Here is a 22,760-nt window from a genome sequence, read left to right as displayed (position 1 = left end):
GGGGGGTGACGGGTGGGGTGGGGGAGCGGACAGAGCCTGATCAGTTCGAGAACTGGTCGAGGATCTCGCCGTAGCGGGTGATCTCGTCCGGTGCGGTCTTGTCGGTCCAGCCGGAGAGGCCGACGAGGTCGAACATGACCTGCTTCGCCTCGTCGGAGGAGTCCGCGTAGCCCGCCATGAGCTTGGTGAGCTGCTCGGTGAGGTCCTTCGGGAGCGACTTGGAGACCGCGACGCCGCCGTTCGGGATCATCTCGGTGTACGCGAAGGCGACGACCTTGTCGGCGACGTCGGGCGCCTCCTTCAGGACGGTCGTGCGGGCGTCCCAGTAGCCGAAGGAGACCTCGGCGTCACCGTTGTAGACGGAGAGGACCGCGTTGTTGTTGCCCTCGACCGGCACCTGGGTGATGTCGGCGTCCGTGTCGATGCCGGCGTCGCGCATGGCGACGACGGGGTACTGGTAACCCGCGGGGGAGGTCGCGGCCTGCAGAGCGACCTTGGTGCCCTTCGAGATCTTGTCGAGGGACTTCAACGCCGCCGGTCCGGAGCCGGTCGCGGCCTCGGCACCCGGTTCGATCCCGTTGCAGTAGGAGAGCGGGGTGTCGCTCGCCGCGTAGGTGACCATGACGGGTGCGTCGTCGCAGTACTTGTCGGGGTTGTTCGTGTACGCGACCGACGCGTACGAGGTCGCCCCGAACCGGACGTCGCGCAGGACGAGGTTCGCGTCGTACCGTTCGGTCGCGTTGTAGAGGGAGCCGGCGTCGGTGATGATGACCTGCGCCTGGTCGCTACCGAGGGCCTCGACGGTGGCGGCGTAATCGGTCGCGACGACCCCGTTCACCTCGATGCCGAGGTTCTCCGACAGGTAGGAGGTGAGCGGGTCGAGCGCCTCCGCGAGGTCCTCGCCCTCGACGGAGGGGACGAGGGAGATGGTGATCGAGTCCGGCCAGGCGGCGGTCCCCGTGGCGGAGGGGGTGGAGGCGGCGGGGCTGCAGCCGGCGAGGGCGAGGGCGGTGATGGCCGCGACGCCGGAGACGAGCAGGATCTTGCGCATGTTCAGGGTGCCTTTCGGAGATGGAGGGTGATCAGGACTGCAGGGTGGAAGAGGGAAACGTGGAGCCGGAGGACGACGCGGGGGCGGACGAGGCGGATCGTGCCCAGTCGAGGATCCGGTCGTAGAGCTCGGCGAGCGACTGCCCGCGCATCGTCGCGTCCGCCGAGGAACGTTCGAACGTCGCACCGACGAGCGCGGTGTCGGCGCCCAGTTCGATGGCCGGCGCCAGGTCGTTCTCGACGATGTCGCCGACGGCGAGGAGCGGGCCGGTGGCGAGGGCCTCGCGGATGAGCGGCACGAGTCCGGCCGGCTTTCCGACGGCGAAGTGCACGGCGTCGAACCGCTCGGTGACGCCCCAGGTGTCGAGGAGTTCCGTGATGCCGTCGCCGGGCGCGTTGGTGGCCAGGACGAGGCGGGCATGGCCGCTGAGCGTGTCGAGGAACTCCGCCAGGCCGTCGGGGGAGACGACCGCTGCTTCGTCGGAGCCGAGGAGTGCGCGGGAGTCGTCGTAGGCGGCACCGATGACGGCGGCGTCGACGCCCTGGTCGCGGGCGATCCGGGTGACGGCGTCGTAGCCATCCCGGGCGTCGGCGGTGCCGGCTGCGAACGCGGCGAGGGCCGCTTCGGCGCGGGCGGCGAACGAGGCGTCCGCGGTGCGCTTCGCGATGGCACGGGCGAAGGCCGTGATCGGTCCGTCGCCGAGGGCGAGGGTCCCGTCGAAGTCGAAGAGGATGGTGGGGGGCACAGGCGGTCCTTCTGAGCGTGTCGTTCGTGCGACCGCACCTGCGGACGCTGCGTCCATGATGACCAATGAGTGTGGACGCAATCACCACGCAATGTGAACGCCGGGTGAATTCGTCGACGACCGGGCCCCCTAGGCTGTGGTGCTGTGACGATCGAGGAGCTGGCGCGGCGTGCCGAGGCGGAACCGGAAGCGGTGCTCGACGAGCACTCCTGGCTCGGCTCGGCGATCGACGAGGATGCCGCCGCCCGCCGCTTCGCCGCCTGGGGTGCGTCCACGGTCGTCGACGAGCACGCGGGCACGCCGGTCGTCGCCCGTGCGCTGTTCGAGGCGCTACACGAGCGGGCCGGACTCCGAGCCGCCTGGCCGATCGGCAACGCCGGACTCCTCCACACCTACGGCTACCTGCTGTCGACGGTGCCGACCCCGTACGGCCTGAAGCGCGAGCGCTGGCTCGATGGCGCGCTCGCCGATGGGTTCGAGTTGCCGGCGGACGCGTTCGTCCCGTGGGCTCGCGAGGCGACGCTGCTGGCGCGGGTGACGGCTGCGGCGCTCCCGGCACTGGACCAGCCGGTGCGGACGGCGGTCGGCCTGGGCGGAGCACGCCGCCTCGCGGTCGTCGGCGTGGCGGGGTCGTCGTCCGCCGTGGTCTACGGGGTCGCGGGTCGCCTGATCACCACGTTCCCGGTCGCCTCCGTCGCTGGCGTCCTCGAGGAGTGGGACGCCGATCCCGAGCGCCTCCGCTGGAACGCCGTCGCCGACACCGTCGGCTGACCTCGCCCGCGCCCCCACCATCGCGGTCACCGGCGGCACCCGCATCGAGCTCGTCGGCGCCCGATTGATGTCCACCTACACGCACAGACGGGCCGGGCCCGAAGGCCCGACCCGTCCGTGTCGATCAGCTCCTGATCAGTTCCGGATCAGCGCCCGGTGTGCAGGCGGCGTCGGACGACAAGCCCGGCACCGAGCAGCAGCAGGACCGCCGCGCCGATCGCCAGCGGTGCCACGTTCGCGCCCGTCGAGGCGAGGACGGGGCCCGGGGTGCTCACCGTGACCGTCGACGGGTCCGAGGTGAACAGGTCGCCGCCCGGGGTCGTCCCGGTGCCGAACGCGGTGTTGCGAATGGATCCCGCGTTCAGATCGGCCTGGGTGACCGTGTAGGTGGCGGTGCACACGACCTGGAGACCGGGGGCGAGGAGCGCCGTGCCCGTGGGGCAGGCGATCGCCGACAGGGTGCCGGTCCCGGTGAAGTCGCCCTCGGAGACGGCGACATCACGGAGCGTGACGTTGCCGGTGTTCGTCACCTGGAACGAGTAGGTGATGACCTGACCGACCGCCGTCGCGCGCTCGACGTCCGCCGTCTTGACGACGGAGAGGCCTGGCACGGGCGGGGACGGGATCGTCACCTCGGACGGCGGCGAGACCGGCGGGACGCCCGTCACGCTGCTCGGCGGCGTCGCGGTCGCGGTCGCGGAGTTCGTGACCTGTCCGGCGTCGACGTCGGCCTGCACGACGGTGTACGTCGCCTCACAGGTCACGGTCGCTCCGGGCGCCAGCGGGCCGGCGTCCGTCGGGCAGACGACCTCGGACAGCTCGCCGGCTCCCGAGAAGTCGCCCTCGACCACGCGCGGGTTCGTCAGCGTGACGTTGCCGGTGTTGGTGACGAGGAACGAGTACGTGACGACCTGGCCCACCGTGAGGCGGTCCTGGGCGGCGGTGTCGGCCGACTTCACGACCGTGATGGCGGGTGCTGCCGGGAACTCGACGGTCGTCTCCGACGGCGGTGAGACCGGGGGAGTGCCGCCACCGGGCGGGGTGCCCGTCGCGGTGGCCGAGTTCGTCACCGAGCCGGCGTCGACGTCGGCCTGGGTGACCGTGTAGGTGGCCGCACAAGTGACCGTCGCAGCGGGTACGAGCGATGATGCCCCTGCCGGGCAGACGACGTCGGACAGCTCGCCGGTGCCGGTGAACGCACCCTCGACGACGCCGACGTCCGAGAGCGTGACGTTGCCGGTGTTGGTGACGAGGAACGAGTACGTGACGTCCTCACCGGCGGTCGAGACCGTGGTCGGCGTCGCCGACTTCACGACCGTGATGGCGGGTGCTGCCGGGAACTCGACGGTCGTCTCCGACGGCGGCGAGACCGGAGGGGTGCCGCCGCCGGGCGGGGTGCCCGTCGCGGTGGCCGAGTTCGTCACGGAGCCGGCGTCGACGTCGGCCTGGGTCACCGAGTAGGTGGCCTCACAGGTGACGGTCGCAGCCGGGGCGAGCGAGGCGGCTGCAGGTGGGCAGACGACGTCGGACAGCTCGCCGGTGCCGGAGAAGTCGCCCTCGACGACGGACACGTCCGAGAGGGTGACGTTGCCGGTGTTGGTGACGAGGAACGAGTACGTGACGTCCTCGCCGGCGGTCGAGACCGTGGTCGGCGTCGCGGACTTCACGACCGTGAGCGCCGGGGCCTGCGCGACGCCCGGGATGGTGACTTCGGACGGCGGCGACACCGGCGGCTGACCCTGCGGCGGCGTCCCCGTCGCGGTGGCCGAGTTGATGACGGTGCCGGCGTCCACGTCGGCCTGCGTCATCGTGTACGTCGCCTCACAGGTGACGGCGGCAGCCGGCGCGAGGGTCGCGGCACCTGCCGGGCACACGACGTCGGACAGGTCACCGGTTCCGGTGAACGCGCCCTCGTCGACCTGCACGTCGGTGAGCGGGACGTTGCCGGTGTTCGTGACGAGGAACGAGTAGGTGATCTCGTCACCGACGGCGTACTCGGCCGCGACCGGCGACGCCGACTTCACGACGGTGATCGCGGGTGCCTGCGGCACGAACTCGACCGTGGCATCGGCCGGCGGGTTGAGGCCCACGCTCGTGATGTTGTCGGGCCCGTTCGTGAACGTCCCGGCGACCGGTGAGGTGACCTCGACGGTGATCGCACAGGACGTCATGCCCTGGCTGAGGTTGCCGGTGACGGCGATCGAGGTGCCGCCCTCGGGAGCGGTGACCACGCCGGAGGGGCAGGTGGTCGAGGCGTCGCCGTCGGCGATGGTCAGGCCGGCGGGCAGTGCGTCCGTGAAGGACCAACCGTTCTTCGCGGCGAGTTCGTCGGTGTTCGTGACCGTCAGCGTCAGCGTCGAGGTCTCACCGGCGACGACACTCGCGGGGCTGAAGGACTTGTCGAGCTGCGGCGAGACGTCGAGCACCTGGATGTTGTCGAACGCGTGGTCGTTACCGGCGGTGCCACCACCGGTGAGGTTCCGTGCGACGATGCCGACGGTCGCTCCCGGGAGCAGGACGGCCCCGGGCGACACGTAGGTGCCGACGCGGACGGTCTCGGCCCCGGCGGCGCCGGTCGCGGGAGCGGTGACCGAGCGGGAGCCGGGAGCGGTGCAGCCGTTGATCGCGCCGACCGAGTGCTCGGTGCCCTGGTCGTCGGCGAGGAAGAACTCCAGGATCGGCTGCTGCGACGCGGTGCAGGAGACGGCGGCGAGGCCGACCGAGGTCGTGAGGTAGCGGTTCGCGCTGACGAGGGCGATCGGGTCGACCGTCGCGAACTCGACCGCGTTCGGCGGGTTCATCGTCAGCGTCTGCGTGGACGTCCATGCGCTGACGGAGTGGTTGGTGGTGTCGCCGCCGCCCAGGGCCCAGGCGAGCTGCCGCGTGCGGCCCTCACCCGAGGCGGTCGCGGCGAGGCAGCGGGGCTCGGCGGACGAGGCGAAGCTCGTGATGGTGCCGTTGCACTGCGTCTGGTCGCGCCAGGAGGGGTCGGAGGTGTACCGGGCGCCGTCCGCGCCGACGTAGTCCTGGAGGGAGGTGGGGGAGACGGTCCCGCTCTCGAAGTCCTCCGAGTAGACGACCGAACCGCTCTGCGCGGTTCCCGGGGTGCCGGGGAGCGCCTGTGCGCTCGACCCCACCCCGACGAGCGAGAGCGCTGAGAGGAGGGTCACCCCCATGATCCCCATGGTGGTGCGACCGGCGGACGGTGCCTGCCACCGGTTCCGCCATCGCGCGCGATGGCGCCTTCGAGCCGTGTGCTGCTGCATGTGTGTTGCCTCCCCGTGATGCGGCGGTTCGCCCGCCGAAAACCTGGCCCCAGCTGAGGGGCCGACGATCAGTAGACCGGTGGACGGGCTGCCGTTCGGGTGGATCGGGGAAAGACCACCCCCCATCCAGCCCCGGATGTTCCGCGACAGGTGAGGGTCACCTAGGGTGGACGCGTGCACATCGGTCGGAATAGGTACTTTCCCTCCTTGGGGGCCGGGTTCCTGCACCCCGCAGAGGTCGCCCCCGTCACCGGACTCCTCGCGACCGCCATCGAGGATGAGGAGTGGGAGACCGTCGTCTCGGTGATCGAGCACGAGTGGGGGATCCTCATGGCCCTCGACCTGCCCACGCTCGACCGGGCGCTGCGGGCCCTCCCAGCACGGATGCTCTCCGCCCACCCGATCGTGTTCGCCGTTCGCGAGATCCGGCTCAACATCCGCGGCGAGACCGACGCACTCGACCACTCGGCCGGCCGGGTCGACCTCCCGACCCACCCGGACGACCTCCGCGACCGCGCCCGCTCCGAGCTCGCCCGGATCAGCCTGAGCGCGGCGACCGCCTTCATGATCGCCTACCGGGTGCACGGCCGGCATCAGCAGGCGCTGTACTACGCGAGGATCACGGAGGAGCTCGCCCGGCGGGCCCGCGTGCACCAGCCGAACGAGTTCGTGCCCAGGGTGCCCACCGCCCTCCTGCAGGTGGGGATCACGAAGCTGCTCGTCGGCGACCACCACGAGGCGAGCCTGGTGCTGCGTGAGGCCTACGAACTCCGCCACGAGTCCTGGGACGGCCGGAACGGGCCGGACGCCTCCGGCAAGCTCGCCCTGCTGAACGCCGTCCGCGGCGAGATCGTCGAGGCGGAGCGCTGGCTCGACCGGCACGACGAGGGCGACGGTGCCCATGGCTGGATGGTGCCGCTCGTCCGACTCTCCGGGGCGATCGCCCGGGCGCTCATCGCGATCGCCCGCATGGACCAACCCGCCGCGCAGGCGGCCCTCGCGACCCTCGAACTGCAGGTGAACCGGGAGCGGTCCTGGGCGCCGTTCATCACCTATGCCCAGGCGCAGTACGCGCTCCTCTGGGGCGACCGCCGGGCGGCGCTGCAGATCATCGAACGCACCCGCGTCTTCGCCGGTCGCAGCCTGCGCCAGGCCGGAGCGGAACGACTCCTCGACGCGGTGGAGGCCTCCCTGCTGCTCGCCCTCGAACGCCCGACCGAGGCGAACGCCCTCCTCGATGACCGCGACCGGAACGCCTACACCGCCGCCGTCGCATCGCGGCTCGCACTCCTCACGGACCGCAAACCACTCGCCCGCGAACTCGCCACCGCCGGCCTCGCGGAGGTGAACATCGACGCGGGCGCGCAGACGGACCTCCTCATCGCCTCGGCGCTCGCCGACGCGTCCGACGAGGACGGCCGGCGACACCTCACGCAGGCGATCGCGACCACGGCGCGGACGGGGATGCTCACCCCCTTCGTGGTCGCACCCCGGACGCCTCTCCGTCAGTTGCTCGGCACGATGACGCCCAGCGAGACGCACACGCGGATCGACCGCATGCTGGTGTCGAGTCCCGAGCCGACACCCGAGCGCGCGCACCTCGTGGAACTCACCGCGACCGAGCGCCGGATCCTCCTCCTGTCGGCCGAGGGACGCAGCCGCCAGGACATCGCACTGGAGCTGTACGTATCCGCGAACACGGTGAAGTTCCACTTCCGGAACGTCTACCGGAAGCTCGACGTCGACTCCCGCGAGGACGCCCTGGCCACCGCTCGACGACTGGGACTGCTGCCGCCCGAGCGGTGAGCCGCAGCGCTGTGCGTGGCGCGCCGAACGGCACGGTTAGGACATCGCATGGCCGATCGCAAGCCCCCATCGGTTCCGGCCGGCAGCTCCGAAGCTGAGGACGAGGGGCTGCGACGCGCAGCCCGGGAGAGGAATGCCATGACGGAGATCACCGCCCACCACGGCCTGCTGCAGGACACGAAGCTGCACGTCGACGACACCGGCGGCTCCGGTCGCCCGGTCGTCCTCATCCACGGCTGGCCGCTGTCGGGCGAATCCTGGAAGGAGCAGGTCCCGGCGTTCGAGGCTGCCGGCTACCGGGTCATCACGTACGACCGACGTGGATTCGGTCGCAGCGACAAGCCGCTGACCGGCTACGGCTACGACCGGCTCACCGACGACCTGCAGGCCGTGCTCGAAGCGCTCGACCTCCGCGACGTGACCCTCGTGGGGTTCTCGATGGGTGGCGGCGAAGTCGCCCGCTACTTCACCCGCCACGGTTCGGAGCGCATCCACAGTGCGGTGTTCGCCTCCGCCGTGCCGCCCTACCTGCTGCAGACGCCCGGCAACCCGGACGGCCCGCTTCCCGTCAGCGAGGCGGCGAAGATGACGGCCGGTCTGACGGCCGACCAGGACGCCTTCTACGACCAGTTCACGACCGACTTCTTCTCGGTCGACGGTGAGCTCAAGGTGACCGAGGAGCAGCGTCAGGAGGCGCTCGCGCTCGCGCACCAGGCCTTCAAGCCGGCCGCCCTCGAGGCGATGGCGTCGTTCGCGAACACCGACTTCCGCGACGACCTGCCGAACGTCACCGTGCCGACGCTCGTCATCCACGGTGACAGCGACGCGACCGTGCCGCTCGAGGGCTCCGGCGCGCGGACGCATGCGGCGATCCCGTCGTCGACGCTCCACGTCGTGGCGGGAGCTCCACACGGCGTGAACGTCAGCCACGCGGAGGAGTGGAACCGGGTCGTCCTGGAGTTCCTCGCGCGGTAGTCGCGGAAGCGCGCGAGCGTCGGGCGGTGGGTGCCTCGTGCCCCATCGCCCGACTGCGGGGACGCTACGCCGCTGCGCGAACCCGGGTTGAGACCGTGACGCCGAGGGGCCGCGCATGGTTCGCGGTCGGCCCTCGGCGCCCGGTGGTCGATCGATCAGGCCGTCTGGCGATCAGCTCGTCAGCGGATCAGGCGGCCGGCGTCGGGACCCGCAACGACCACGCCTCCGCCGTCACACCCGCGTCATGCCGCAGGGCGTAGTGCTCGCCGTCCGAGGGGTAGGCACGGAAGGTCAGCGACGGGTGGCCGCTCCGGTGGATCTCGACGATGGACGTGTCGATGAGGACCCGCACCTCGTCGCCGGCGGACAGCTCGCCCTGCCAGACGGTCTGCTCGGCCGAGCCGCCGAGGACGAGTTCCACCGTCCCCGCCCCGGTCAGCACCACCTCGGCCTGGTCGGGGAGCGCGGTCACGTCGACCGGCTCGGCGCGGAGCGCGGTCAGCTCTCTCGCCGGGACGAGTTCGACCTGGTCGTCTCGGACGATGAGTTCGCGCGGGAAGGTCAGCATGCCGGACCACCCGTGCTCGTCGGCCTCCGCCTGGGTCCGACCGCGGACGCCGGCCGGCGCGAGCTCCTGCGCCCACCCCCAGAGGAGCACGCGCGCCGGCTGCCCGTCGGCGCCGTCGGACTGCACGGCCTGCGGCGCGTAGAAGCTCGAGCCCTCGTCGATGAGGCCGGTGCGGCGCGCGCTGAACACGGGGCGGCCGGTGCCCTCGTCGATGGTCAGCGAGCCGAGCGCCCACGCGACCCCGCGGTGCGGCTGCCCGTCCAACCACAGCGACATGATCAGCACCCAGTCCTCGCCCACCTGGACCAGCTGCGGGCACTCCCAGCCCTCGCACGGCGCGAGGTCCGAGACCACCGGCGCCTCGGCGTCGAGCAGGTACCCCTCCTCCGTCCAGGCGTCGAGGTCGTCCGCACCGTAGAGCAACAGTGCGCCGCCGACGTCGGAGCGGCCGGCACCCTGGATCGCCCAGCGGCGCCCGCCCAGCTCGAAGAGGAACGGGTCCCGCACCATCGTCACCCGCTCGTCCGAGGGGAGGGCGGCGGCGACGAGGCGCTCGCCGCTCCAGTCGCGGGCGTCGGCCGAGCCGTGCACGACGACCACCTCGGAGCGCCCGTGTCGGTCGCGGGCGGCGGAGTAGACGACCGCCGGCAGACCGCCGTCGACGACACCGACGCCGCTCCAGCACCCGAAGCCGTCCGTGGTGCCCGGGCGAGGGTGCAGCGCCACCGGGTGCTCCTCCCACGCCAGCAGGTCCGCGGAGCTCGTGTGGCCCCAGTGGATGTCCTCGTGCCGGGCGGACCCCGGGTTGTACTGGAAGAACACGTGCCAGCGTCCGTCGACGAACATGATGCCGTTGGGGTCGTTCACCCAGCCGGCCTCGGGCCTCGGGTGCAACCGCGGGAAGCTGCGGTCGGCGTGCTGCGGGGACTGGAGGCCGGTCATGGCTCCCTTTCGGTCGGAGATCGGTCTGGTCGAGGTGGTTCGGATCGCGGTGCGGGTGTCGACGTCGGTCACTTGCTGACGCCGGCGGTGAGTCCCTCGCGCAACGGCTTCTGCCCGAAGACGAACACGAGGGCGGCAGGGATCATCGACAGGACGACGCCGGCGAGCACGGTCGCGACGGACCCGGTGCCGAGGTTGCCCTGCAGGGTCACGAGCCCGAGCGGGAGGGTGAAGTTCTGCTCGCTGATCGTGAGGATGAGTGGTCGGAAGAACTCGTTCCAGTGGTAGTTGAACGCGAGGATGCCGACGATCGCGAGGCCGGGTGCGGCCAACGGCAGGTAGATGCGGAAGAAGATCTTCCACGGCCCGGCACCGTCGATCTGTGCCGCCTCGGCGAGTTCCGGCGGCAACCCCATGAAGTACTGCCGCATGAGGAAGGTGCCGAACGCCGTCGGGATCATCGGGATGATGAGTGCGAGCAGGGTGTCCGACAGCCCCATGCCGCGGATGAGCATGAACACCGGGACGATCGTCACCTGCATCGGCACCATCATCGTGGCGAGGATGAGCCCGAACAGGATGCGCTTGCCGCCGAAGTCGAAGCGCGCGAACACGTAGCCGGCCATGGCGGCACTGAGCATCTGCCCGGCGGCGATGAGGAGGGTCACGAGCGCGCTGTTCCAGGTGTACAGCAGGATCGGGATCTTCTGGAACACGTCGATGAACGCGCCGGGACCGAACTCGGTCTGCCCGGTGTCGACGTTCGCGGGCGTGAGCGCCGTGACGAGCGTCCACACGACCGGAGCGAGCGTGAGGAAGGCGGCGATGATGAGGACGAGGAACTTCCCCGCCGTGGCCAGTCGGCGGCGCGTCTGGTTCGGGGCGATAACTGCGGTGGACATCGTGGACCTCATCCGTAGAAGACGAAACGCTTGCTGAGCCGGAACTGCGCGGCGGTGACCAGCATGATCAGGAGCGTCAGCACGATGCCGATCGCTGCAGCGAGACCGAAGTCGAGCTGCTGGAACGCGGATTCGTAGATCACCATGACGGCGGTGCGGGTGTCGTCTCCGGGCCCGCCGCGGGTGAGGACGTACGGCTGGTCGAAGATCTGCAGGGCGCTGATGATGGCCATGACGGAGGCGACGAGCATCGTCGGGCTCACGAGCGGGAGGGTCACGTGTCGGAACTGGCTCCAGCCGTGCGCGCCGTCGAGCGACGACGCCTCGTAGACCTCGCGCGGGATCGCGGCGAGCCCGCCGATGAACAGCAGGAAGGTGAAGCCGAAGTTCTGCCACACGTAGACGAGCAGCACGACGATCTTCGCGCCGAACCCGGTCGTCAACCAGCCGATGTCCCCGACGCCGAAGAGCCCGAGGAACTCGTTCACGAGACCGAACTCCTGGTTGAACAGGTACGACATCACGAGCGACACGGACGCCGCCGACAGCACCAGCGGGAAGAACAACGCCGAGCGGAAGAAGGTCCGGATCCACTCCGGCATGCGGGACTGCACGAGGATCGCCAGGAGGAGGGCGACGGCCAGCTGCAGCGTCACGGCGACCACGACGAAGCCGACGGTGTTGAGGAACGACACACGCACCGTGGGGTTCGCGGCGAGGTCGACGAAGTTGCCGACACCGACGAACTCGGGTGCCGAGATGATGTCCCAGCGGAAGAACGCCAGCAGGAACGAGCCGATGATCGGGACGAAGCTGAAGAGCCCGAGCCCGATGAGTGTCGGGGCGAGGAACACCCAGACGAGCAGCCGGCTGCCGCGCGGGGCGGGACGTCGGCGGCCGGACTTGGCCTCGGGCGGGACGACGAGCGCGCGGGTCGCCGTCGGTGACTGCAGTGCCATCATCGTCCCTTCAGTGCGAGTTCGAGGTCCCGCTGCATCGTCTCGAGGCCCCGGCGGACACCGTTCTGGCCGTTGGTGATCGTGCCGACCACGTTCTTGATGAGGGCCGACTCGACGGCGGCCTGCTGGGGCGGCGCGGGCATCGGGCCCGTCGTCGGGAAGCGGTCGAGGGTGTCGTAGAAGACCTCCCAGTGCTTCGGCCCGATGTCGCCGCCGTACAGCTCGGCGTTGAGGGACCGGCGGGGGAGCGAGGAGTCGGGCTGCTGGTGCGCGATCGACATCCCCTCGACGGAGATGCAGTACTTCATCCACTCCCACGCCTCGTCCTTGCGCTCGGAGGTCCGCATCATCGCGTAGCCGCCGGCGCCGAACTGGTGCCGCTGGCCGCGCATCTTCGGGAAGTAGGTCACGTCGTACTCGTCGTTGCCGAGGCCGGCGTCGTTGAGCCCCTTCACCCAGAACCCGCCGGCAGGCGTCATGCCGACCGACCCGCGGGAGAAGAGGGAGACGAGCTCGTTGCCACCACCCTGCGCGGGGTTCGCGGCGATCCCCTCGGAGACCATGCGCTCGAGGACCTCGAAGCTCTCCACGGTGCGGTCGCTCAGCGCGTCGGCGTTCTCCCACAGGTACCCGCCACCTCGCGGGGTCTCGTTCGGGTAGAACTGCGACCACATCCAGTCGCCGCCTGCCGCCTTCTCCTCGGTGAGGAAGCTCGTGTCGTTGATGTACAGCCACGGCACGACGCCGCCCCAGAGCCGGTTGTTCCAGAAGTACGGGAGGAACGAGCCGGGGGCGCTGCCCTGCATGGTGCGGGCGACGGTGAAGAAGTCGTCGACCGACCAGTCGTCCCGGGGGCGCTCGAGCCCTGCACGTTCGAACGCCGAGGTGTTGTAGTACATGTTCGCGGCGTTGAAGTTGTCGGGCAGCTGGAACAGGTTGCCCTTGTACATGAACGACTCGATGAGCGAGGGGTTCACGTCGTCGAAGTACTCCTGCAGCTCGGCGGCGTCGCGCTGCACGTACTCGTCGATGGGGTGGGCGAGGCGCTCGGCGAACAGCTGGGTGCCCTCGGTCGCCACCGACACGATGTCCGGCGGGGTGCCCGCTGCGACCATCGTGAGGATCTTCGCGAAGAAGTTGCCCCAGTCCTGGCCCTGGATCGCGATGATCCGGACGGGGATGTCGGGGTGCAGCTTCTGGAAGCCGTCCACGAGCGACTGTCGGGCGGCGGCGTCCTGGGCGGTGCCGAAGAGGGCGACGGTGAGGGCGTCGTCGCCACGGCCTGGGATGTCTCCGCCGGTGAGGCGCGGCCAGGAGATGGCCGTGCCCGCCAGACCGAGACCGAGCAGGGCGAGTGCCGCCCTGCGACTCAGATCAACCACGTTGTTGCTCCTGCGAAATCGGGGCCGACCGTTCGCAGGGCGCGGACGATGAGCCATGAATGGGAGTGCTGAACGGATTCAGCAGACGAAACATAACACAGCTCCGCGCGATATGCTGAACTGATTCAGCAACCCGCACGAAGGAGTGTCATGTCTACCCAGCGCCGCCGCACGACCCTCGCGGACGTCGCCGAGCGCTCGGGCATGTCGAAGGCCGCTGTCAGCATGATCATGAACGACCGCCCGGGGTCGCGGCTGTCGGCGGACGCCGTGGAGCGGGTGCGCGCGGCCGCTGCCGAACTCGACTACCGCCCGAACCCCGCGGCCCAGGTGCTCCGGCGAGGCAAGACCCGGACGATCGGGTTCATCTCCGACGAGGTCACGCTGACCCGCCACGCCTCGGGGCTCATCGGCGGCGCGCTCGAGGTCTCGAAGGCCAACGACCACACGATGCTCATCGCGGAGACCCAGGGGATCGAGGGCGGCCTCGCCCGGGCGTTCGAGACGATGATCGACCACCGTGTCGACGGTATCCTCATCGGCCTGCTCGGCGCCCGTCTCATCGACCTCCCGAGTACCTCGACCGGGGTCCCGGTGGTCGTCCTCAACGGCGCTTCCTCGTCGGGTCATGCGAACGTCCTGCCCGACGAACGCGCCGCCGGGTACGCGGTCGCGAAGCGACTCGTGGACGCCGGCCACCGCCGCATCGGCGTCGTCGGCGACCTCCCGCGCGAGGTCATCAGCGATCTCCGCCAGACCGCGACCGTCGCGCTCCGCTTCGAGGGCATCGCCGCCGCGTTCGCGGAGGCCGGGATCGAACCGGCCCGGGTCGACATCGTCGAGTGGCAGCCGGAACCTGGCTACGAGGCGACGGTCGCCCTCCTCGACCGGCACCCCGACGTCACCGCCATCCTCGCCGCGAACGACGGCGTCGCCTTCGGTGGGTACCAGGTGCTGCTCGAGCGGGGACGCCGGATCCCGCAGGACGTCTCCGTGGTCTCCTTCGACGACGAGATCCTCGCGGGCTATCTCCGGCCGGGGCTCACCACCGCCCGGTTGCCCTACCAGGAGATCGGCGCGCTCGGAGCGTCGATGCTCCTCGGTCGGCACGCCCTCGGGCACGAGCTCGTCACCATGCCGATCATCGAGCGGGACTCGCTCGCCACCCTGTCACCAGCCACCCCGTCACCCGACGTCGTCTGACCCGGATCCAGCAGAGAGAACAGCCATGCACACGACCCCGACGACCGACGTGCTCATCGCCGGCGAGACGCTCATCGACATCGTCCGTCGACTCGACGGGACGCAGGCCGAGAGTCCCGGCGGCAGCCCGGCGAACGTCGGCATCACCCTCGGCCGACTCGGCCGGGTCCCGGCGCTCGTGACCCACGTCGGCGACGACGAGCGTGGCGCGGCGATCCGGGCCTGGCTCGACGCGTCCGGGGTCTCGCTGGTGTCAGCGCCCACCGGTCGGACCTCCACGGCGCAGGCGACGCTCGACGCGGACGGTGCGGCCACCTACGAGTTCGACCTCTCCCTCGACCTCGACGCCACGGATGCTCCGGAGGCGTCCGTCGTGCACACCGGCTCGATCGCGTCCGTCCTCGAGCCCAGTGCCGGTCGCCTGAGCGCGCTGGTGGAGGCCCGTCGGGCATCGGCGCTCATCACCTACGACCCCAACATCCGTCCCACGCTCGTCGACGACGCCGAGCGTGTTCGGCGAACGGCGCTCGCGTGCATCGCACGGGCCCACGTGGTGAAGGCGAGCGACGAGGACGTAGCGTTCCTGCACCCGGACCTCGCGCTCGTCGACGCGGCGAAGCAGTGGGTGGCGTCGGGGCCGGGCCTCGTCGTCGTGACGAGGGGTGGCGACGGAGCGCTCGTGGTGCGCGCCGGCTCGGTGTTCGAGATCGCGTCGCCGCGGGTGACGGTGGCCGACACCGTCGGTGCCGGCGACACGTTCATGGGTGCGCTCATCGACGGCCTGCTGACCGCGGGGGTCTCCGGGCCGGAGGCCGAGGAGCGGCTCGGGGCGATCTCCGACGACGAGCTCCGTCGACTCCTCGAGCGTGCTGCGCGCGCCGCGAGTGTCACCGTGTCGCGCCCGGGGGCGAACCCGCCGACGCTGGCGGAACTGAACGCCTGACGCTCAGGACGCCTGACGCTCAGGACTCCTGCGGCGTCATCGGCATCGTCGCGTCCGGCCCGCCGAACCGCGCCGAGGACACCACCTGCTGCGCCGCCCGGCGGAGGGCGAGGATGAGTGGTTCGGTGAGGACCGTCCCGAGCACGATGTACTGCACGGCGAGCTCCGGGGAGTCGGTGGGGATGCCGTCGATCTCCGCTTCGGCGATGCGACGCGCGGCCTCGACGTAGCGGTCGAGCACCTCGGACGGCACCGTGAAGCCGGCGCATTCCAGGGTGTCGAGCGCCTGGGCGAGGCCGGCGAGGAGCCCGGGGTCGCACTGCGCCGCGACGCCGCCGAGCCGTTCGTAGAGCTCGAGTGCGCCGGTGGTGTCGAGAGGCCCCGAGGGGCGCGGGGTGACGGCGGCGTGCGCCACACCGAGGAGGTCGTACGGGCCGGGCGGCGGTGCGTCGAGGGCGGCCACGACGTTCCGGGTCTCGGCGATGCTGACGCCGGCGGTCAGGAGGGCTCGGATGACTCGGAGCCGGGACAGGTGGGCGTCGCCGTACCGCGCCTGGGTCGCCGAGGTGCGCTCACCCTCCGGGAGGAGTCGCTCGCGCAGGTAGTACTTGATGGTCGCCACCGGCACCTCGGATGCCGCGGCGAGTTCGGAGATCCGCATCGTGTCCTTCTCGCATGGATAGTGCTACTATCCAACTTGGATAGCGTCCCTATCGAACAAGGAGCAGTGTATGTCACGCGTCGTCGCCGGCCGAATCACCCACCGTCACGAGGGGGAGCTCGTCGTCTTCCACATCGGGATGACCGTCAACCAGTGGTGGCGTCCCGACCAGTGGATGCCGATCTTCGGGGAGATGCCGCGCATGTTGCGCGAGCTGATGACCGACCCGGACTCCGGTCTGCTCGGCTCGCACATCCTGCTCGGTGCGTCCGGACCGTACCTCGTGCAGTACTGGTCGTCGATCGAGAAGCTCTACGCCTACGCGTCCGCGCCCGCCTCCGAGCATCGACCGGCCTGGTCGCGGTTCAACCGTCGTGCCCGGTCGGCCCCGAAGGCGGTCGGCGTCTGGCACGAGACGTTCCTCGTCGAGCGCGCCGAGAGCATCTACGTGTCGACGCCCGCCATGGGACTGCCGGCCGCGACCGAGGCGGTCCCCATCGGCTCCCGCAACCAGCACGCGCGTCAGCGGTTCGCCGACGGCCGTACCGGTGGGACGGAAGCGGCCTGACCGACGGTGTCTCGAGCCCCACCCGACGTGTGTCGAGCCCCAGCCGACGTGTGTTGGAATAGGCGGGTGGACCTCCAGAAGCAGCCGGCGCCAGCGGCGTCGCACCCGACCCGCAAGAGCTTCGGCATGGTCGCCCTCATCCTCGGCATGCTGCTCGTCGGTCCGGTCATGATCGCGATCGGGGTCGGCCTCCGGATGGCCGATGACGAGCTGCTCCAGACGGGCACGCGCACCACCGGCACGATCACCGAGGTGCAGGACGGTGTGGAGGCCTCGGACCTCGACTTCCGGGTCGAGTACCGCGCCACCGACGACAGCGTGCACACCGTCTGGGAGTCGTGGGACATCAGCGATCGACCATCCGTCGGCGACGAGGTCGCGATCGTGTACCGGGACTCCGATCCGGGGACGGCGGTCGTGGAGGGCTACGGCGGCGAGGGTGAGTGGATGACCGGACTCGGAGCCGTCTTCACCGTCATCCTCGGCGGGACGGGCGTCATGATGCTGGTGATGGCCGCTCGGGGCCGGTCGGAACGCGCACAGGCGCGCCGTGCAGCGATGCAGCCACCCGCCGGTCAGCGGTAGCGCGGCGGAACGGCGAGCGGCGCGGAGACGAGCGCGGCCCCGCGTGGGATCTCGCCCGAGTCGTGCGGTACCGGCGTCCCGAGGGCGAGGACGATCTGCAGGCCGTCGACGGGTCCGGTCGGGGCGTCCGTGTGTCGGAACGTCAGGGCCGGCGGGTCTTCGGCGACGCTGTAGCTGAGCACGATCATCGAGCTCGACCCGGACGCCCGGAGGCGCGGCCTGGAGAACCGCACCGACGACTCGTGCACGGTGAGGACCTCCTCCCGGTGCAGGATCCGGCCAGGGCCGGTCGCGGCGCTCCCGCCGGCGCGCACCACGACCTGCGGGCCGGCGAACCCCACGATGGCGTGGTTGAGGTCGTCGGGGGCGGAGATGAGGCCGCTCGCGTCACGGAGCTCGACGAGCTGCAGTCGCCAGCGGATGCGATGGTCGACGTCGGTGCTGATCCAGACGTCCCGCACGCTGCCGCGGCCCCGGTCGAGTGGTTGCCGGACGAGGTCGTCGAAGCGGATGATCCGGGACGGCCCTGGTGTCGCGGGTGGTCGTGGGACGACGTCGACGAGGACGAGATGAGCGGGAGTGGCAGCCGGTTCGGGTCCAGCTGCTGCGCGCATCTCGTCCTCGTCGGGTCGGGAGGTGGTGCAGGTCGGTTAGTGGTGCGGTCGGTCGGTCAGGCCTTGGCGTCGACGAGGATGTAGCCCTCTTCACCGTGGACCACGGTGTCGATGCCGGCGATCTCGTCCTCGTTCTTCACGCGGAAGCCGATCGTCTTCTCGATCGCGAAGCCGATGATGAAGGCGAGCACGAAGGAGTAGATGAGGACGGAGAACGCGGCGATCGCCTGGACGAGCAGCTGCGAACCGTCGCCACCCATGAACAGGCCGGTGCCGTTGGCGAAGAAGCCCAGGTAGAGCGTGCCGATGAGGCCACCGACGAGGTGGATGCCGACGACGTCGAGCGAGTCGTCGAAGCCGAGCTTGAACTTCAGGTCGATCGCGAGTGCGCAGACCGCGCCGGCGACGATACCGAGGACGATCGCCCAGATCGGGTGCAGCGAGGCGCACGCCGGGGTGATCGCGACGAGACCGGCGACCGCACCGGATGCGGCACCGACGGAGGTCGGCTTGCCGTCCTTGACGCGCTCCACCACGAGCCAGGCGAGCAGGGCGGCGGCCGGAGCGGCGATCGTGTTGACGAAGGCGAGTGCAGCGGTGCCGTCGGCGGCCAGCTCGGAGCCGGCGTTGAAGCCGAACCAGCCGAACCAGAGGAGGCCGGCGCCGAGGAGGACGAACGGCGGGTTGTGGGGGACGTAGGCGCCCTTCTTGAACCCGACGCGACGGCCGAGGACGAGCGCGAGGGCGAGCGCTGCCGCACCGGCGTTGATGTGCACCGCGGTACCACCGGCGAAGTCGATGACGCCGACGCCGAAGACGTCCTGGAGGCCGTGCGTGATCCAGCCGCCGTAGGCGAAGCTGCCGTCATCGGCGAGGCCGAAGTTGAAGACCCAGCTGGCGACGGGGAAGTAGACGACGGTCGCCCAGATGCCGGCGAAGATCATCCAGGAGCCGAACTTCGCGCGGTCCGCGATCGCGCCGGAGACGAGCGCGACGGTGATGATCGCGAAGGTCGCCTGGAACGCGACGAAGGCGAGCGGCGGGTAGGAGGCACCCTCCGGCGTCTCGAGGGCACCGGTCAGGCCGATGTTCGCGGTGTCGATCGCCCACGGGGCGACGGTGCCTTCGGAGCCGGGGAACGCGATCGCGTAGCCGTACAGCACCCAGAGGACGCCGATGAGGCCGAGTGCGCCGAAGCTCATCATCATCATGCTGATGACGCTCTTCGCCTTCACCAGGCCGCCGTAGAAGAACGCGAGCCCTGGAGTCATGAGCAGCACGAGTGCCGCAGCTATCAGGATGAACGCTGTGTTTCCTTGATCCATTCGAGGTGCCTCTCCGCAGGGACGCGGCTGGAGCGCGTCGGGTGCGCCCAGCGTGACACCACCGTGTTTCCGTCGGCGTGTGCCCATGTTTCCGGCAGGTTGCGGATCCGGACGCCGTGTAAACAGCTCATGACGGGGCGCATCGGACGTACAGTGAGGACCGAGTGGAACGGAGCCCCGATGACGACACCCAGCACCGACGCGGACACCCCGGAGGTCGTCCGCAACGACGAGAGCCACGAGTACGAGATCCGCGTGGGCGACCGCGTCGCGGGGATCGCCGGGTACCGCGACGAACCGGGCCGGATCCTCTTCACCCACACGGAGATCGATCCCGACTTCGGCGGGCAGGGGCTCGGCAGCGTCCTCGCGTCAGCGGCCCTCGACGACGCCGCCGAGCGCGGTCTGACGATCGTGCCCTACTGCCCCTTCATCCAGGCCTACCTGCGGAAGCACCCGGACTTCAGCGGCGAGGTGTCCTGGCCGGAGTGACCGCTTCGCGCGAGAGGTGCGGGGCGCGGGGCAGGCGCAGGAGGACGGCTTCGCATCGGTAGTCCTGAGAGCTCGCCATGCTGCCACGGAACCAGAGCAGCGAGACGGTCGACGGATCGCCAGGTGCGACGATCGGTCTGAGGTTGTCGTGCGCCGAATGCTCCGTCACGGACGTCCACGACCAGCTCGCCCCGGCGTCGGTGGTCCGTCCGTGGAAGATCTCGTGGTGCGGCAGGGTCGTGTCGTCGCGTGGGTCGATCGCGCTCGAGAGGTAGACGGAGTCGAGGTCGTCGGGATCGATCGCGACGAGACCCGTGTAGTCCTGCTCGTGGGGGAGGAGCCCGGCGCCCGCGAGGGCGAGCGGGTGCACGGACCAGTCGCCTCCCGGCGGCAGGTGGGCGTACAGGAAGCGGTGGTCGAGGACGGGCCGGAAGCGTTCGGTGGCCTCGTCCGGGTGGGCCGGATCGTCGTCGGCGCGGGCGGAGACGACGGCGGCGAGGGTGCCGTCGGCGGCTCGCCGGAGGTCGACCGTCCAGCCGTGGCCGACACGCACACCCGGCCATCGGCCGCCCTCGGGAAGGGTGGACCCGGCGGCGACGAGCGTCGTGAGGTCCACCTGTGAGGGCGCGTCGCCGCTCAGTGGGTGCGGGTCGACGACACTGCCGTCGGTGCGGTGGAGGCCGTCGGCGTCGAGGAACCCGTGGTAGACGCTGTTGTCGTAGTCGCGCGGGTGGTGGTCGGTGGTGATGAGGTCGATGCGGGTGGGCGCGGAGGTGTAGCGGGTGTAGCCGTTCACGTAGCCCACCTTCGGGCGGGTGAAGAGCTTGCCGGCGTACCGCCAGGTGTCACCGTGGTCGTCGGAGACGAGCGCGCACTGGTCGTCGTTGACGGCGCGGGCGAAGCAGTACAGGCGACCGTCGAGCTCGTGGACGTTCGCGTACGTCACGCCGGACCCGCCGGTGTGGGGGCTCCAGTCGAAGGTCTGCTCGGGTCCCCAGTGGCGTGGGTCGTCGGGTTCGCTGATGCGCCAGCGGGTGAGGTCGTCGGTCTTGTGGCGGGTGTACATCGCGAGCCAGCGGCCGTCGGGGCGGTGCCAGAGGGCGGGTACGTCGTGGTCGTCGGATTCGAGTCGCTCGTGGAGGACGACGACGTCGGCGGTGCCGGTGGTGAGGTCGACGACGGTGACTTCGACGTTGCCGCCGCGGCGCTCGCCGTCGATACCAGTGGTCGAGGCGATCGATCCCACGAGGAGGACGCCGGCGACCGGATCGACGAGTGCCCGTTCGTCCTGGAACCAGCACCAGGCGGCGTTGTCGTTGACGACGATCGGTGTGGGGCGGTCACGGGTGGAGTGACGCTCGTGTCGGCGCGGCATTGCGACCTTCCGGGTGGGGTTCCGGACGAGGCTACCGGCGTGACCGCGCGCTCGGCAAGCGCTTTCCTGAGGTGGCATGCTCAGGGAGCGAGACGTTTCAGGCGCGCTTCCGTCGGTCGCTGAGCTTGTCGAAGTGCTCGCGAGGAGCCCTTCGACAGGCTCAGGCACCGGCGGGGCTCAGAACGGTGCGGGATCCGGATCGGTGCGGTGGTGTTTCCCATCGGGTGTCGTCCAATCGAGGACACCGCCCGGCCGGTGCTCGAGGTTCCAGCCCGGCAGGTGCTTCATCCGGTGGTGATGTCGGCACAGGCAGGCGAGATTCCCCACGTCTGTCGTTCCGCCGTCCTGCCAGGCGACCGAGTGGTCGAGGTCGCAGGCCCTGGCTCGCCTCCCGCAGCCGGGTGCGCGACAGGTGCCGTCCCGAAGGCGCACTGCCCGTTGAAGATCGGCTGGCACACGGTACTGATTCCGCCCAACGGAGAGAACGGCGCCGGTTTCGGGCTGGACGAGGATGCGGGTGAAGGACGGTGCGTTGACCGCGATGCGCGCTGCGGTCGTGGGGTCGATCAGCCCGTATCCGTCGAGGGTGCCGGGTGCGTCGCTCACCCCGGCCATGCTCAGCGCCGGGACAGTGATCTGCACAGTCGGCTTGATGTGCTCCTGCACCTCGATCGGATGCGGGAGGACCGGGTTCGAAGCGACATCGTCCGGGGTGACACCGGTGAGGGCCAGGGCCGCGAGGGCGTCGGCTTGCAACTGCCCACAGGTGCGAGTATCGCCGGCCTTGCGTGACTCCGCAGCCGCGGCCTCGAGTCGCTCGACGATGCCCTGCGCGATGGGTGCCGTGGTGAAGAGGTGCACCCAGGCCATGCCGTCTGAGGCCGGCTCGAGTTCGACGCGGCGGTCCGCCTCGGAACGCAGTGCGCGCGCGGTGATGGATTCGGGGTGGAGTCGTTCGCGGAGGTCTTTCGCGCGCTTTTTGAGCCGCGCGGCGGTCAATCGCTCAGCCATCGGGAGTACCTCGGCGAGAAACGATGCGCGACCAGCGGACGGGACCTCACGCAGTTGGTCGGTGATCGTCCGCGCATGCCGCCCGGAAATCATGCCCGCTTCAAGCGCCGCCAACACTGCGGGGGCCTCGTTCACGAGCCGCTCGGCGTCGTCCGTCGCGTGCAGGACTGTCCGCTCGGCCGAGCGGGTGGCCATCGCGAGCATCGCGCACGTCGAACGCCGCGAGAGTGCACGCCGCTCTGCGGGCGGGTAGATCGCGGGGACGACGGAGTCAGCGAGAGCGTCCGCATACGCAGCGGACCGCGCGAGCAACCGCGCTTCACGCGCGTCGAGCACGGCCCGCAGCCGGCCGATCTCCGCGTACTCGTCCGAGAACTCGGCGAGCTGCGCGGCGTACTCGTCGCTCGCGCTAGTCGCGGTGGTGGTCTCGGTCATGACTCCAGTCCACCATGGACCACTGACATTCCAGATGCCGAGTACGAGTGGGTGTGGAGGCATCTCCGTGAGCACTTCGACAAGCTCAGTGACCGGGTGTGGTTGATGGGTTCGCTCGGGCCGCGCGCCTGCTGCTGGGCGCGCGTCGACAGGCTCAGTGACCGGGTGTCGCGGACCGGAC

20 protein-coding genes are annotated in these 22,760 nt (G+C 70.4%); 8 read left to right on the top strand and 12 right to left on the bottom strand.

Features of this window, described 5'->3' with window-relative positions; all coding sequences use genetic code 11:
- Nucleotides 1-40 precede the first annotated feature (40 nt).
- Both phnD and ASF68_RS15725 read right to left on the bottom strand, forming a co-directional pair.
- Nucleotides 41-1,051: a phosphate/phosphite/phosphonate ABC transporter substrate-binding protein gene (gene phnD / locus ASF68_RS15730; protein WP_056013183.1), complete on the bottom strand. Its 1,011-nt coding sequence runs from the start codon at nt 1,049-1,051 to the stop codon at nt 41-43.
- A gap of 31 nt (nt 1,052-1,082) precedes the next feature.
- On the bottom strand, nt 1,083-1,796 hold the full coding sequence (locus ASF68_RS15725; protein WP_056013180.1) for an HAD family hydrolase: 714 nt from the start codon (nt 1,794-1,796) through the stop codon (nt 1,083-1,085).
- A gap of 144 nt (nt 1,797-1,940) precedes the next feature.
- On the opposite strand from ASF68_RS15725, the gene ASF68_RS15720 reads away from it, so the two are divergent.
- A complete protein-coding gene (locus ASF68_RS15720; RefSeq protein WP_200936455.1) occupies nt 1,941-2,567 on the top strand; it encodes an amino acid deaminase in 627 nt (208 codons plus the stop codon).
- Nucleotides 2,568-2,713: 146 nt separating this feature from the next.
- On the opposite strand, the gene ASF68_RS15715 is transcribed toward ASF68_RS15720, so the two are convergent.
- On the bottom strand, nt 2,714-5,737 hold the full coding sequence (locus ASF68_RS15715) for a DUF11 domain-containing protein (RefSeq protein WP_162239364.1): 3,024 nt from the start codon (nt 5,735-5,737) through the stop codon (nt 2,714-2,716).
- Nucleotides 5,738-6,040: 303 nt separating this feature from the next.
- Here ASF68_RS15715 and ASF68_RS18835 point away from each other — a divergent pair, with 303 nt between their 5' ends.
- Nucleotides 6,041-7,639, top strand: coding sequence for a LuxR C-terminal-related transcriptional regulator (locus ASF68_RS18835; RefSeq protein WP_056013174.1), 1,599 nt, complete (start codon nt 6,041-6,043; stop codon nt 7,637-7,639).
- A 138-nt stretch (nt 7,640-7,777) separates the two neighbouring features.
- Nucleotides 7,778-8,614 (top strand): alpha/beta fold hydrolase, encoded by an 837-nt coding sequence (locus ASF68_RS15705; protein WP_056013171.1) that lies wholly within the window; start codon nt 7,778-7,780, stop codon nt 8,612-8,614.
- A gap of 187 nt (nt 8,615-8,801) precedes the next feature.
- Here the strand turns inward: ASF68_RS15705 and ASF68_RS15700 are convergent, their stop codons facing one another.
- The 4 genes from ASF68_RS15700 to ASF68_RS15685 all read right to left on the bottom strand — a co-directional run bounded on the left by ASF68_RS15700 (nt 8,802) and on the right by ASF68_RS15685 (nt 13,367).
- Nucleotides 8,802-10,124, bottom strand: a complete 1,323-nt coding sequence (locus ASF68_RS15700; protein ID WP_056013513.1) for a glycoside hydrolase family 32 protein — start codon at nt 10,122-10,124, stop codon at nt 8,802-8,804.
- 68 nt (nt 10,125-10,192) lie between these two features.
- Nucleotides 10,193-11,026: a carbohydrate ABC transporter permease gene (locus ASF68_RS15695; RefSeq protein ID WP_082456107.1), complete on the bottom strand. Its 834-nt coding sequence runs from the start codon at nt 11,024-11,026 to the stop codon at nt 10,193-10,195.
- Between the two features lie 8 nt (nt 11,027-11,034).
- Entirely contained in the window at nt 11,035-11,985 is a 951-nt protein-coding gene (locus tag ASF68_RS15690) for a carbohydrate ABC transporter permease (RefSeq protein ID WP_082456108.1), read from the bottom strand.
- Complete coding sequence (locus tag ASF68_RS15685) at nt 11,985-13,367, bottom strand: sugar ABC transporter substrate-binding protein (protein ID WP_056013165.1); 1,383 nt, start codon at nt 13,365-13,367, stop codon at nt 11,985-11,987. The genes ASF68_RS15690 and ASF68_RS15685 overlap by 1 nt, the downstream gene beginning before the upstream one ends.
- A gap of 150 nt (nt 13,368-13,517) precedes the next feature.
- Here ASF68_RS15685 and ASF68_RS15680 point away from each other — a divergent pair, with 150 nt between their 5' ends.
- Both ASF68_RS15680 and ASF68_RS15675 read left to right on the top strand, forming a co-directional pair.
- Nucleotides 13,518-14,570 carry a LacI family DNA-binding transcriptional regulator gene (locus ASF68_RS15680; protein ID WP_056013162.1) on the top strand — a complete coding sequence of 351 codons (1,053 nt, stop codon included), beginning with the start codon at nt 13,518-13,520 and terminating at the stop codon, nt 14,568-14,570.
- A gap of 25 nt (nt 14,571-14,595) precedes the next feature.
- Entirely contained in the window at nt 14,596-15,513 is a 918-nt protein-coding gene (locus tag ASF68_RS15675) for a carbohydrate kinase (protein WP_056013159.1), read from the top strand.
- A gap of 19 nt (nt 15,514-15,532) precedes the next feature.
- On the opposite strand, the gene ASF68_RS15670 is transcribed toward ASF68_RS15675, so the two are convergent.
- Complete coding sequence (locus tag ASF68_RS15670; RefSeq protein WP_056013156.1) at nt 15,533-16,174, bottom strand: MerR family transcriptional regulator; 642 nt, start codon at nt 16,172-16,174, stop codon at nt 15,533-15,535.
- Nucleotides 16,175-16,244: 70 nt separating this feature from the next.
- Here ASF68_RS15670 and ASF68_RS15665 point away from each other — a divergent pair, with 70 nt between their 5' ends.
- Entirely contained in the window at nt 16,245-16,742 is a 498-nt protein-coding gene (locus ASF68_RS15665; RefSeq protein ID WP_056013154.1) for a DUF4188 domain-containing protein, read from the top strand.
- 66 nt (nt 16,743-16,808) lie between these two features.
- Entirely contained in the window at nt 16,809-17,327 is a 519-nt protein-coding gene (locus ASF68_RS15660) for a DUF3592 domain-containing protein (protein ID WP_056013151.1), read from the top strand.
- Here ASF68_RS15660 and ASF68_RS15655 read toward each other — a convergent pair.
- Both ASF68_RS15655 and ASF68_RS15650 read right to left on the bottom strand, forming a co-directional pair.
- Entirely contained in the window at nt 17,318-17,941 is a 624-nt protein-coding gene (locus ASF68_RS15655) for a hypothetical protein (RefSeq protein WP_056013148.1), read from the bottom strand. The two genes, ASF68_RS15660 and ASF68_RS15655, sit on opposite strands and share 10 nt — an antisense overlap.
- Nucleotides 17,942-17,997: 56 nt before the next feature.
- The gene (locus tag ASF68_RS15650) at nt 17,998-19,266 is read right to left on the bottom strand and encodes an ammonium transporter (RefSeq protein ID WP_056013145.1); all 1,269 of its coding nucleotides are present in this window, start codon (nt 19,264-19,266) and stop codon (nt 17,998-18,000) included.
- A gap of 180 nt (nt 19,267-19,446) precedes the next feature.
- On the opposite strand from ASF68_RS15650, the gene ASF68_RS15645 reads away from it, so the two are divergent.
- Nucleotides 19,447-19,758, top strand: a complete 312-nt coding sequence (locus ASF68_RS15645; RefSeq protein ID WP_056013142.1) for a GNAT family N-acetyltransferase — start codon at nt 19,447-19,449, stop codon at nt 19,756-19,758.
- Here the strand turns inward: ASF68_RS15645 and ASF68_RS15640 are convergent.
- Complete coding sequence (locus ASF68_RS15640) at nt 19,730-21,133, bottom strand: BNR-4 repeat-containing protein (protein ID WP_056013139.1); 1,404 nt, start codon at nt 21,131-21,133, stop codon at nt 19,730-19,732. The genes ASF68_RS15645 and ASF68_RS15640 overlap by 29 nt on opposite strands.
- A gap of 177 nt (nt 21,134-21,310) precedes the next feature.
- Entirely contained in the window at nt 21,311-22,579 is a 1,269-nt protein-coding gene (locus ASF68_RS15635; protein ID WP_056013136.1) for an HNH endonuclease signature motif containing protein, read from the bottom strand.
- Nucleotides 22,580-22,760 lie beyond the last annotated feature (181 nt).

Source organism: Plantibacter sp. Leaf314, from assembly GCF_001423185.1.
Taxonomy (GTDB): Bacteria; Actinomycetota; Actinomycetes; order Actinomycetales; family Microbacteriaceae; genus Plantibacter.
Note: the sequence above shows the minus strand (reverse complement) of the source record. Positions and strands in the feature narration are given on the sequence as shown.